Source organism: Streptomyces sp. NPDC006265 (assembly GCF_040613555.1).
Lineage (GTDB): Bacteria > Actinomycetota > Actinomycetes > Streptomycetales > Streptomycetaceae > Streptomyces.
Map to the genome: position 1 here is coordinate 4,756 of NZ_JBEXSH010000110.1, position 10,942 is coordinate 15,697.

Sequence of the window (10,942 nt, forward strand, 5' to 3'; positions counted from 1 at the left end):
CGTCGGCTGCACGCTCGCCGGATTCGTGGTGGCCTCCGCTGTGGGGATCGCGCCGGCGTGGGCCGCGCCGGCCGGTGCGCTGGTGCTGGCCGGGCGGGCGCTGGTGCGGCGCCGGGCCACCCCCCTGACGGTGGTGCGGTCCGCGGCCCCGGCCTTCCTGGCGTTCGTGCTCGCGCTCGGCGTGGTCGTGCGTGCGGTCGTCGACCACGGGCTCGCCGACGCGCTGCGGCGCGTGCTGCCCGACGGATCGGACCTGCTGACGTTGCTGGGTGTGGCCGCGGTGGCCGCCGTCCTGTCCAACCTCATCAACAACCTGCCCGCGGTGCTGGTGCTGCTGCCCCTGACCGCCGGGGCCGGTCCCGGCGCCGTGCTGGCGGTGCTGCTCGGTGTGAACATCGGCCCCAACCTGACCTACGCCGGATCGCTGGCGACCCTGCTGTGGCGGCGGATCGTGCGGCAGCGCGCGAACCGGGTCGGGCTCGGGGAGTTCACCCGGCTCGGGCTGCTCGCCACACCGGCGGCGCTGGTGCCGGCCGTGGTCGCCCTGTGGCTGTCGCTGACCGTCGTGGGGGCCTGAGCACAGGCCCGGTCAGCGGCGGCCGTCTCCGTAGCCGTAGCCGCCGTAGCCGTATCCGTAGCCTCCGTAGCCGTATCCGTAGCCGGGGTAGCCGTAGCCCGGGTTGCCGTACTGGCCGTCCGAGTCGCAGTAGTAGCCGTAGCGGTCGCAGGGCGAGTCGGTGGCGGCCGCGCTGCTCGATGTCGGCTGCGGGGCCGGGGAGGTCGCGGACGGCGTCGGGGTGGGCTCGGGCGTCTTCGAGGGGGTGGGGGTCGGTGTGGGCGTGGGGCGCGGGGCGGGAACGGCGGCGTTCCAGTTGACGGCCTCCATCTGGAGGTCGGCCTTGGAGGTGTCGATCACCCAGCGCTGGACCTCGTCGTCCGCCCGGGCCTTGAGGACCAGGGCTCCCGAGCCGTCGGTGGCGGCCGGGGCCAGGGCCAGGTCCTGGTCCGAGCGGGGCACCAGGGCACCCTGGAGGGTGAAGTCGTAGTGGATGTTCTTCGGGTCGGGCCGGGACGCGCCCGTGCACGGGGCCAGCCGTACCGAGTATCCGAACTGCGAGTCCAGGCACAGGTCGGGGGCGGCGCCGTTGCGCAGCAGTCCGTCGGTCTCGTACGTCCACTGCTGGGCGGCGGCCGCGGAGCAGGGCGCGAGCTCGGCCTCCCCGCCCTCCACGGCCTTCTTGCCGTCGATGCCCACGCACAGGCCCGAGGAGACGTTGTGCAGCCGGCCGCGCAGGGCGCCCTTCTGAGCGTCGCCCGCCCCGGCCCAGGACGGGTCGCCGCTCGCCTCGCCCGCGTCGGAGCCGGGGGCCTCCCCGGTGGGCCGTTCGGCACCGGCCGGCGCGCCGTCGCCGGAGTTGCCGGTGGACCACAGGACCAGCGGCAGGACGACCAGACCGCTGACGGTCAGGATGCCCGCGGTGAGGTTGCGCCGCCGGGCGGTACGGCGGGCCGCCTTGTGGGCGGATCTTCGGGCGGCGGTCCGGGGGCCTTCGGGACGAGGGGCCGAGGCCGGGGGCGGGGGGGCAGACGGAACGGAGAGGTCCGCGCGGGCCGGAGCCGGTGCGGTGCCCGCGGCCGGGCCCCCACCCTCGGGTATGCGAGGGGGCGGCGGCGGGGCCGCCGGGCCGCCCGGATCGGTGAACGACTCCCCGACCGGGCCGGCGAGGGCGACCTGGTCCGGGAAGGCCTCACGCCCCTCACCGGCCGGCCAGGGGAAGGCCTCACGCGCTGCACGCGCCGGATCCGGGGAAGCCTCACGTACCCCGCCGACCTGGTCCGGGAAAACCTCACGCGCCCTGCCGACCGGATCCGGGAAGGCCTCACGCCGCCCCTCACGCACCTGGCCGGGGGAGGCCTCGCGCGGTGCACGAACCGGGTCCGGAATGATCTCGTACGCCAGATCGACCGGGTCGGGGAAGACCTCGCGTGCCAGGGCGACCGGGTCCGGGAACAGTTCACGCGCCGCACCGGCCGGCATCACTGCGGTGGCCGCACCGGCCACCGCACCGGGCCGCTCACGCTGCTCGGCGTCCCGCCCGCCCCCGGCCCGCTCCCCCGCCGCGTGCGCCCGGCTCTCCGCGTAGTCCCGCCCACCCCAGCCCAGCACCGCTTCCGACAGGGCGACACCGAGGCCGTGATTGAACTGGTCGAGCTGGTCGGCGGCGGCGCTGCAGTGCCCGCACCCCCCGATGTGCGCGCGTAGATCCGGGTCGATGTCGAGGCCCCCGCGCCGGTACGTCACGTCGAGCAGGCGCAGATAGCGCCGGCACTCCTCGTCGGGGGCGAGTTCACGGTGCAGTTGGAGGCACTCCTCGCGCAGCCGGTCCCGGGCCCGGCCCAGTTCGACGCGCGCACCCTCCTCGTCCAGGCCGAGCAACCCGGCCGGGGAGATGAGCGGTTCGGCCTCGACCTCGACGTGCCACAGCAGACAGCGGGCGGACTGGGGCAGCCGCTGAAAGGCCCCGGACAGCAGACGGCGGCGCTGCGAGGGCAGCAGCCGGGAGGCGGGCCGGTCCCCGTCGCCGGTCCCGGTGAGCAGCTCCGGGTGGAGCGTGTCGAGCCGGTGGTCGCCGGCCCACTCGGCCGCGATCCGCCGCACGGTGAGAAGCAGGTGGGGCCGCCATGCGGAGGTCGGGCCGTTCTGCCGGAGGGTTTCACCGAAAAGCCGGGTGAAAGCCGCGGTCGTGAGCATTCCCGCGGAGCGCGGGCCGTCGGTGCACAGCCGGGCGTAGGCGAAGGCCGCCTCCCAGTGCCGGTCCAGCAGTTCGCCGACGGGGTGAAGTGCGGGCGTCGCCCCGGTCCACTTCCTGAGCTCCGCGCTCAGTTGCTCGTCCGTCGCGCCGAACCTGCGGGCCGAGGCCGGGGAATTCGACGGGCCTGCGTCTTTCAAGGCTGCATTCCTCTCAAGGACATACGGAAGAAAGTCCATACCAAGGGGTATGCCGGCCCGGCGGCCTCGCGCATACGAAAGAACGGCGCGTTGTGGGCACGCCGACAGGGCACACCTTTGCACAGCTCAACGACAGGGAACAAGTGAACCGACGGTTTCGTGCATTGCGCGCCCGGCCGACGCCTTTTGACAAAGTGTCAATCAGGTGAGCGAAAGGCATTTCGATGCGGCCCGCCCCCTTTAGCTGCCCACATTTGCCCCCTTCCGGCACCGGCCCGGAAACCATTGAGCCACCGCCCGAACAGCAGCTCACACCGCCGACCCTGTTCCCCACGCCGTCCTTTCCCGCCCTCCCCCGGAACCAATAGCGGTGCTCAGCCGGGCGGATCGCCGTGCGTCGTGCGGTACGCCCCGGGCGGTTCCCCGTAGCGCTCGCGAAAGGCGCGGTTGAAGTGGAACGGGCTGACGAAACCCGAGGCCGCGGCCACACGCTCCACGGGCAGGTCAGTGCTCTCCAGCAGCCGGGCGGCATGGCGCAGCCGTGCCTCGCGCAGGGCGCGCATGGGCGACTGGCCCAGTTGCCGGCTGAACAGATGGGCGAAGCGCGACGGTGACAGCGCGGCGCCCCCGGCGAGGGAGCGGACGGTGTGCGGGGCGCCCGGGTCGGCGTCGATCAGTTCCTGGGCGCGGCGGATCCGAGCGTCGATGCCGGCCAGGGGCGCTGTCGGCCGGGCGCCGGCGGTGGTGAGGAGGAGGAGGAGGACCTCCTCCAGTGCGCACAGGGCCAGTTCGCGCGCCGCGCTGCCGTGCGCAACGGCGATCTGCGCGTTCGGGGATGACGCGTCGGGCGGCGCCTCGGTGCCGGTCCAGCGGGCGTCGGCGTGCATCCGCCGGAACGCCGTCCCGACACGGCCGTGCACCCCGGCCGGGGCGGACGTCACCGCGTACATCCCGTCGCCGGTGGCGTACGGCCGCAGCCACGCGGCCCAGGACGGGCGGGCCTGGCAGTGCACCCACCAGAACCGCCAGTGCCGGGCACCGGGCTCGACGGCGTAACCGTGCGGGACTCCGGGGGGCGAGCACGACCAGTTCGCCCGCGTCGGCCGTGGTCCGCGCACCGCCCTGCCGCATCCGGCCCGTCCCCGCGGTGGTCCAGGTGAAGAGCCGGCTCGCGGATCCGTGCGGCCTGTTGACGGCGTAGCCGGGCGGCTGGTCGAAGTGGCCGAGCACGACCAGTCCGGGCGGAGGGGCGGGATCTCCGCTGTCGGGTTGCGCAGCAGTGTCAGGCAATCCATCAGCGCACACGGGCATCCTCCTCCGCTGTTGGGCGGCCTAGCGTTTTGAACCGAAGACACCTGACCGAGGAGTTCGTTCATGACAGTCACGGGCAAGGGCGCCGTCGGCGCTTCCATCCTGGACCCCGCCGGGCTCCGGCGGTACCGGGAGAGTTTCGAGGAGGACGGTTTCACCGTGGTGCGCGGGCTCTTCCGGGCCGAGGAGATCGAGCGGCTGTGCGGCGAGTTCGCGGCGCTGCGGGCGACCGGTCCGGTGCCGGGGCACTTCGAGCCGCGCGCCGAGGACGGGCCGGGCGCCGATCCGCTGCACGTCTGGCCGCGGGTGATGCACCCGCACGAGATCAACGGCCGCGCGCGTGAGGTCCTGCTGGACGCCCGGCTGCGGACGGTTCTGGAGGCGCTCCTCGGGGAGGAGGTGCTGGCCGCGCAGAGCATGTTCTACTTCAAGCCGCCCGGGGCCAGGGGGCAGGCGCTGCACCAGGACAACTTCTACCTGCGGGTCGAGCCGGGCACATGTGTGGCCGCGTGGGTGGCCTGCGATGTGATCGACCGGGAGAACGGCGGGCTGGAGGTCGTGCCGGGCACCCACCGCATGGATCTGTTCTGTCCGGAGCCGGCCGACTCGGACGTGTCCTTCGCCCGGGAGTACGTTCCGCCGCCGCCGGGGCTGGCACCGGTGCCGGTGGACATGGCGCCGGGGGACGTTCTGTTCTTCAACGGGAGCCTGGTGCACGGCTCGCAGCCGAACCTGGCGGCCGAGCGGTTCCGGCGGTCGTTCATCGGGCACTACGTGGGGCGGTCGGCGGAGCGGATCGGGCGGTTCTACCGGACGCTGGCGATGAGCGGGGCGAGGGTGGAGCTGGCGGAGAGCGAGGGGGCGGGTCCCTGCGGGACGGAGTTCGCGCCGCAGCGGCCCCACTGAGCTTCGAGTGACGCGTTCAGTGCCCGGCGATGGGGTGGGGACCGTACGGGCGCTGCAGTTCCTCCAGTTCCTTGTCGCTCAGCTCGATCTCCACGGCGGCCACCGCGTCCTCCAGGTGCCCGGGCTTGGACGCGCCGACGATCGGGGCGGTCACCGTGGGCTGGTGGAGGAGCCAGGCGAGGGCGACCTGCGCGCGGGGGACGCCCCGCTCGCCGGCGATGCGGGTGACCGCCTCGACGATGGCGCGGTCGCCCTCCTGGTACAGGGTGCCGCCGAAGGTGTCGGTGGCGCTGCGCTCGGTGGTGGTGTCCCAGTCCCGGGTGAGCCGGCCGCGGGCGAGCGGGCTCCAGGGCAGGACGCCCACGCCCTGGTCCTCGCACAGGGGCAGCATCTCGCGCTCCTCCTCGCGGTAGATCAGGTTGTAGTGGTTCTGCATGGAGACGAAGCGGGTCCAGCCGTTCAGCCGCGCGGTGTACTGGGCCTTGGAGAACTGCCACGCGTACATCGAACTCGCCCCGATGTAGCGGACCTTGCCCGCCTTCACGACGTCGTGCAGGGCCTCCATCGTCTCCTCGACCGGGGTGTGCGGGTCGAAGCGGTGGATCTGGTAGAGGTCGACGTAGTCGGTGCCGAGGCGGGTGAGGCTCTGGTCGAGCTCGGTCATGATCGCCTTGCGGGACAGTCCGCCGCCGTTCGGTCCGGGGCGCATCCGGCCGTGCACCTTCGTGGCGAGGACGATCTCGTCGCGGCGGGCGAAGTCGCGCAGGGCCCGGCCGACGATCTCCTCGCTGGTGCCGTCGGAGTAGACGTTCGCCGTGTCGAAGAAGGTGATCCCCGCCTCGACCGCCTGCCGGATCAGCGGGCGCGAGGCCTCCTCGTCGAGGGTCCACTCGTGCGCGCCGCGGTCGGGCAGCCCGTAGGTCATGCACCCCAGACAGATCCGTGAGACGTCCAGGCCCGTCGAACCGAGCTTCACGTACTGCATCGATGCTGCTCCTGCCTTCGGAGGGGTTTCCAAGGGGAGCGTACGGGCTCGCGTGCACTCGAAGGCGCGGCCCTTTCAAGCTGCCTGACGTGCCGTCACCGTTGCTGCCGGTGTCCGAACGTCAGCCGTCCGACCAGGTCCAGGGCCCGTTCCCACCCGAACTCGGGCCGGCCGCCGTCCCCCGACTCCCCCGTGTACGGCTCGCCGAATCGCACGCCCATCCCCCGCAGCCGTTCGACGCTGTCCCGATAGGCGGGGTGGGCGGCCAGTGCGTCGGCCACGCACGGCAGGACGGCGACCGGCACCCCGAGCCCCGCCACCTCGCACAGGGTGCCCAGGGCGAGGGTGTCGGCGACGCCGGCCGCCCACTTGTTGACGGTGTTGAAGGTGGCGGGCGCGACGACCACGGCGTCCGGTGCCGGAAAGGGACGTGGCTCGCCGGGAGTGCGCCAGGCGGAGCGGATGGGGCGGCCGGTCTGCGTCTCGACTGCGGCGGTGTCGAAGAAGCCGTTCATCGCGACGGGTGTCGCGATGACGCCCACCTCCCAGTCCCGTTCCTGCGCGGCGGTGATCAGCCTGCCGACGTCCGCGGCGATGCCCGCGGCGCAGACGACGACGTAGAGGAAGGGCGTGCGTGCGGCCTGTTCGGTCATCCGGGAAACCCTAGCGACTCCCCCGGACTCACCGGACGGGGAACGTGTCCCCGCGTTCCGACTCCGGCCGGGGGCCGTGGATCCTGCGCTCCTTCTCCTCGATCCGCACGTCGTTGATGCTCGCCTCGCGGCGCGTCATGAGGCCGTGCTCGTCGAACTCCCACAGTTCGTTGCCGTAGGAGCGCCACCACCGCCCGTCGGTGTCCCGGCACTCGTACTGGAAGCGGACGGCGATGCGGTTGCCGTCGAAGGCCCACAGGTCCTTGCGCAGCGCGTACTCCCGCTCGCGCTCCCACTTGCGGGTCAGGAACTCGGCGATCTCGGCGCGGCCGGTGACGAAGGTGCCGCGGTTGCGCCAGACGGAGTCCGGCGAGTAGGCGAGACAGACCCGGTGCGGGTCGCGGGTGTTCCAGGCGTCCTCGGCGGCCTGGACCTTCTGCGCGGCACTCTCGCGGGTGAAGGGCGGCAGCGGCGGGCGGGCGGTCATGGATCCTCCCTGAAAGCAGAGGAGAACGAGCGTTCTCCACGTGGCTGCTACCATAGGAGAACGCTCGTTCTCGCGTCAAGGAGGGTCGTACATGGACAGCGCAGTGGCCCGGGAGCGGGCGCTGGACGCCGCCGAGGAGCTGTTCTACGGGCGGGGGGTGCAGTCCGTCGGCATGGATGACGTCCGTGGCACTTCCGGGGTCTCGCTGAAGCGGCTCTACCAGCTGTTCCCGGCGAAGGAGCTCCTGGTGGAGGCGTATCTGGAGCGGCGCGACACACGCTGGCGCGGGCAGCTGGCCGAGTACGCCGAGCGGCACGGGGAGCCGGAGCAGCGGATCCTGGCCGTGTTCGACTGGCTCGAGAGGTGGTTCACCGAGCCGGGCTTCCGCGGCTGCGCGTGGCTGAACGCGTACGGCGAGCTGGGCGCCACCTCGGAGCGTGTGGCCGGCCAGGTGCGCGGGCACAAGCGGGCGTTCCGGGAGTACCTCGGCGCGCTCGTGGCGGCGGCGGGACGGCCCGACGCGCTGGCCGGGCAGCTGTTCCTGCTGGCCGAGGGTGCCATGGTCACGGCGGGCGTCACCAGGAGCGCCGAGCCCGCGGCCGAGGCGCGCGAGGCGGCCCGGCGGCTCCTGGACGCCGGGTGAGGTCCGGGGTCAGCCCACCGTCTCGGACACCGAGATGGCGCTGACCGGGCAGGCGCGGGCCGCCTCCCGCAGCAGCGGGCTGCTGCCGCTGTCCTGCGCGCCGGGCAGCAGGGTGCTGTAGCCGTCGTCGTCCTGGGTGAAGACGTCCGGGGCGGTCAGGGCGCACTGGCCCGCGCCGATGCAGACGTCCTGGTCGATGTCGATATGCATGTGCGGAGGCCTCTTACCAGGTCACGGGGAGTTCCAGCATCCCCTGGATGGTGTCGCCGGGCTTGAAGGGGATCTCCTCGGCCGGGGCGGCCAGGCGCAGGGTGGGCAGCCGGTCGAAGAGGCTGTGCAGCGCGATCTCCAGCTCGGCGCGGGCGAGGTTCTGCCCAAGGCACTGGTGGATGCCGAAGCCGAACGCGACGTGGTGACGGGCGGGCCGGCTCCAGTCGAGTGTGTCCGGGTCGGGGTAGACCGTCTCGTCACGGTTGATGACGGAGGTCGCGAAGACCACTCCCTCGCCCTTGCGGATCGTCGTCCCGGCCACCTCGATGTCCTCGACGGCCAGGCGCAGCATGCCGTCCGCGATGGACAGCATCCGCATCAGCTCCTCGACCGCGGTCGGCAGCAGCCGCGGGTCCGCGCGCAGCTCGGCGAGCCGCTCGGGATGCTGGAGCAGGGTGAAGGTGCCGAGCGAGATCATGTTGGCGGTCGTCTCGTGACCCGCGACCAGCAGGATGAGGGCCATGGCGATCAGGCCCTCGCGGTCGAGGTCGCCCTCGCGCAGCTGCCGCTGGACCAGGTCGTCCAGCAGGCCGGTGCCGGGGTCCTGCTGCTTGCGGTCGATCAGCTCGCCGAAGTACACCTCCAGCCGGTCGCGGGCATCGAGTACGTCGGCGGTCTCGGGGCCGCGCAGCAGCCGCCGCGACTGGGCCTCGAAGAAGTCGTGGTCGGCGTAGGGAACGCCGAGCAGGGCGCAGATCACCATGGACGGCACCGGCAGCGCGAAGGAGCTCACCAGGTCGGCGGCCGGGCCCGCGGCGATCATCGCGTCGAGCCGTCCATCCACGATCTGCTGGATCCGTGGCCGGAGTTCGACGGCCCGCTTGAGGGTGAAGTCCCCGACGACCGTCCGCCGCTGGGCGCGGTGCTCGGGGTCGTCGACGCCGAGCAGGGCCGTTCTGCGGTTGCGGATCCCGGCGAAGCGCTTGGTGGGGGCGGGGAAGCCGGGCCGGTCGCGGTTGGACGACAGGCGCGGGTCGGCCAGCAGCGCGCGGGCGGTGGCGTGCCCGCTGACGAGCCAGGCCTCGCGTCCGTCGAAGAGGGTGATGCGGGTCAGGGGGCGTTCGGTGCGCAGCGCGTCGTAAGCGGCGGGCGGGTGGTAGGGGCAGGTCCGGCTCTGAGGGAAGGCGACGGGTGCGGTCGTGTCCGTCATGAAGACCTCGCAGACGAGTAGTGCGTCGTACCGATCTTCATTAGATGCCCCAGGCATCTAATGGGGCGACGCGAAGTTCGGCCAGATCGCCCGCGCCGGCGACATGGCCGGGGAACGCCGCTCTCCCGTTCGAACACCGGGAGCGGTAGCGTGTGTTGCGGGTTCGACATCCTTGCCGGGGCGCGTGTGCGGCGACGCCGATTCGAAAACCGGTTGTCGGCCCGGCCGGGCAGGCCCCAGGATCCGGCCATGCCCATGTTCCCTGCGCCCCTGCCGCTGTCCGCCGCCTCTTCCGCCGCGGGCCGACAGCAGCGGTCCGGCAGCCGGGGAGGGCCGACGCCGCCGCGGTCATGACGGCCGCGCTCGTGGCGGGACTGCTCGCCGGGTACGGCATCGCCGTCCCCGTGGGCGCCGTCGGGACCTACCTCGTCTCCCTCACCGCCCGCACCACCCTGCGCACCGGCGTCTGCGCCGCGCTCGGCGTCGCCACCGCCGACGGGCTCTACGCGCTCGCGGCCACCCTCGGGGGCACCGCTCTGGCGTCCGCGCTGCGGCCGGCGCTCGGGCCGCTGCGGTGGGTATGCGTACTGATGCTGCTCGCCCTGGCGGCGCGGGGCGCCGTCACCGCGCTGCGCGAGTACCGCGGCCACCGGCTCGCGACCCGGACCGCCGCCGCTCCCTCGAGCCCCGCCCGGGCCTATCTGGGCCTGCTGGGCATCACCCTGCTGAACCCCACCACCGTCATCTACTTCGCCGCCCTCGTGCTCGGTTCGCAGGCCTCCGGCCCGGCCGGTCCACTGGAGCAGGGCGTGTTCGTGCTGGCCGCGTTCGCCGCCTCGGCGAGCTGGCAGGTGCTGCTGGCCGGGAGCGGCGCCCTGCTGGGCCGCGCGCTGACCGGCCACCGGGGGCGGCTGGCGACCGCGCTGGTCGCGAGCGGGGTGATGACGGCTCTGGCCGTGCGGATGGCGCTCGCGCCGGGGTGAGGTCCGTTTTCCGGCCCGATCCGGCCGGGTGCGGATGATTCCCGGGGGCACGGGTGTTGAAGGAAGGTGGCGATGAGCCGCGGACGCGACGATGGGACGGATGCCATGCCTCTCGAAGGCGAGTACGAACCCAGCCCGACGCAGTGGGTGCGCAAGCAGGTCGAGTTGTACGAGAGCTCCGGCGGCAAGGAGGGGACGACGCTCCAGGGCTCGAAGATGCCGGTCGTCGTCCTGACCTCACGGGGTGCGCGGAGCGGGAAGCTGCGCAAGACACCGGTGATGCGGGTGGAGCACGAGGGGCGTTACGCCGCGGTGGCTTCCCTGGGCGGGTCGCCGAAGCATCCCGTCTGGTACTTCAACCTCCTGGCCGATCCGCGCGTGGAGCTCCAGGACGGGCCGGTGAAGCAGGACATGACCGCCCGTGAGGTCACCGGCGACGAGAAGGCGGCCTGGTGGGAGCGGGCCGTCGCGGCGTACCCGGCGTACGCCGACTACCAGAAGAAGACCGACCGGGAGATTCCGGTGTTCGTCCTGGAGCCGGCCGAGAACGGCTGAGTACGGGGGCCGGCTGCCCGGTGCGGGCAGCCGGCGAAAGATCTTGCTC

11 protein-coding genes and 1 pseudogene are annotated in these 10,942 nt (G+C 72.9%); 5 read left to right on the top strand and 7 right to left on the bottom strand.

Going from position 1 to position 10,942, the window contains the following annotated elements; all coding sequences use genetic code 11:
• Positions 1–577: ArsB/NhaD family transporter (locus tag ABZ281_RS12275; protein ID WP_356654676.1), on the top strand; the 577-nt coding region annotated here is incomplete at its 5' end.
• 12 nt (positions 578–589) lie between these two features.
• On the opposite strand, the gene ABZ281_RS12280 is transcribed toward ABZ281_RS12275, so the two are convergent.
• Together ABZ281_RS12280 and ABZ281_RS12285 are read right to left on the bottom strand one after the other, a co-directional pair.
• The gene (locus ABZ281_RS12280) at positions 590–2,950 is read right to left on the bottom strand and encodes a ricin-type beta-trefoil lectin domain protein (protein WP_356654678.1); all 2,361 of its coding nucleotides are present in this window, start codon (positions 2,948–2,950) and stop codon (positions 590–592) included.
• Positions 2,951–3,324: 374 nt separating this feature from the next.
• Positions 3,325–4,261 (bottom strand): annotated as a pseudogene (locus ABZ281_RS12285) (helix-turn-helix domain-containing protein).
• A 63-nt stretch (positions 4,262–4,324) separates the two neighbouring features.
• On the opposite strand from ABZ281_RS12285, the gene ABZ281_RS12290 reads away from it, so the two are divergent.
• Positions 4,325–5,167 carry a phytanoyl-CoA dioxygenase family protein gene (locus ABZ281_RS12290; RefSeq protein ID WP_356654680.1) on the top strand — a complete coding sequence of 281 codons (843 nt, stop codon included), beginning with the start codon at positions 4,325–4,327 and terminating at the stop codon, positions 5,165–5,167.
• 16 nt (positions 5,168–5,183) lie between these two features.
• Here the strand turns inward: ABZ281_RS12290 and ABZ281_RS12295 are convergent, their stop codons facing one another.
• From ABZ281_RS12295 to ABZ281_RS12305, 3 genes are all read right to left on the bottom strand, one after another.
• Entirely contained in the window at positions 5,184–6,152 is a 969-nt protein-coding gene (locus tag ABZ281_RS12295; RefSeq protein ID WP_356654682.1) for an aldo/keto reductase, read from the bottom strand.
• A 95-nt stretch (positions 6,153–6,247) separates the two neighbouring features.
• Complete coding sequence (locus ABZ281_RS12300) at positions 6,248–6,805, bottom strand: flavoprotein (RefSeq protein WP_356654684.1); 558 nt, start codon at positions 6,803–6,805, stop codon at positions 6,248–6,250.
• A 28-nt stretch (positions 6,806–6,833) separates the two neighbouring features.
• Entirely contained in the window at positions 6,834–7,292 is a 459-nt protein-coding gene (locus ABZ281_RS12305; protein ID WP_356654686.1) for a nuclear transport factor 2 family protein, read from the bottom strand.
• A 91-nt stretch (positions 7,293–7,383) separates the two neighbouring features.
• On the opposite strand from ABZ281_RS12305, the gene ABZ281_RS12310 reads away from it, so the two are divergent.
• Entirely contained in the window at positions 7,384–7,935 is a 552-nt protein-coding gene (locus ABZ281_RS12310; protein ID WP_356654688.1) for a TetR/AcrR family transcriptional regulator, read from the top strand.
• Positions 7,936–7,944: 9 nt separating this feature from the next.
• Here ABZ281_RS12310 and ABZ281_RS12315 read toward each other — a convergent pair whose 3' ends face one another.
• The gene (locus ABZ281_RS12315) at positions 7,945–8,145 is read right to left on the bottom strand and encodes a ferredoxin (RefSeq protein WP_356654690.1); all 201 of its coding nucleotides are present in this window, start codon (positions 8,143–8,145) and stop codon (positions 7,945–7,947) included.
• 13 nt (positions 8,146–8,158) lie between these two features.
• The gene (locus ABZ281_RS12320) at positions 8,159–9,355 is read right to left on the bottom strand and encodes a cytochrome P450 (protein ID WP_356654692.1); all 1,197 of its coding nucleotides are present in this window, start codon (positions 9,353–9,355) and stop codon (positions 8,159–8,161) included.
• A gap of 350 nt (positions 9,356–9,705) precedes the next feature.
• Here ABZ281_RS12320 and ABZ281_RS12325 point away from each other — a divergent pair, with 350 nt between their 5' ends.
• Together ABZ281_RS12325 and ABZ281_RS12330 are read left to right on the top strand one after the other, a co-directional pair.
• Positions 9,706–10,338, top strand: a complete 633-nt coding sequence (locus ABZ281_RS12325) for a LysE family transporter (protein ID WP_356654694.1) — start codon at positions 9,706–9,708, stop codon at positions 10,336–10,338.
• A 105-nt stretch (positions 10,339–10,443) separates the two neighbouring features.
• Positions 10,444–10,893, top strand: a complete 450-nt coding sequence (locus tag ABZ281_RS12330; RefSeq protein ID WP_356654696.1) for a nitroreductase family deazaflavin-dependent oxidoreductase — start codon at positions 10,444–10,446, stop codon at positions 10,891–10,893.
• Positions 10,894–10,942: the final 49 nt, after the last annotated feature.

Bases quoted from the DNA above. Each gene is read 5' to 3' on its own strand.
- ABZ281_RS12290 (WP_356654680.1), top strand. From the start codon at position 4,325: ATGACAGTCACGGGCAAGGGCGCCGTCGGCGCTTCCATCCTGGACCCC.
- ABZ281_RS12295 (WP_356654682.1), bottom strand. From the start codon at position 6,152: ATGCAGTACGTGAAGCTCGGTTCGACGGGCCTGGACGTCTCACGGATC.
- ABZ281_RS12300 (WP_356654684.1), bottom strand. From the start codon at position 6,805: ATGACCGAACAGGCCGCACGCACGCCCTTCCTCTACGTCGTCGTCTGC.
- ABZ281_RS12305 (WP_356654686.1), bottom strand. From the start codon at position 7,292: ATGACCGCCCGCCCGCCGCTGCCGCCCTTCACCCGCGAGAGTGCCGCG.
- ABZ281_RS12310 (WP_356654688.1), top strand. From the start codon at position 7,384: ATGGACAGCGCAGTGGCCCGGGAGCGGGCGCTGGACGCCGCCGAGGAG.
- ABZ281_RS12315 (WP_356654690.1), bottom strand. From the start codon at position 8,145: ATGCATATCGACATCGACCAGGACGTCTGCATCGGCGCGGGCCAGTGC.
- ABZ281_RS12320 (WP_356654692.1), bottom strand. From the start codon at position 9,355: ATGACGGACACGACCGCACCCGTCGCCTTCCCTCAGAGCCGGACCTGC.
- ABZ281_RS12325 (WP_356654694.1), top strand. From the start codon at position 9,706: ATGACGGCCGCGCTCGTGGCGGGACTGCTCGCCGGGTACGGCATCGCC.
- ABZ281_RS12330 (WP_356654696.1), top strand. From the start codon at position 10,444: ATGCCTCTCGAAGGCGAGTACGAACCCAGCCCGACGCAGTGGGTGCGC.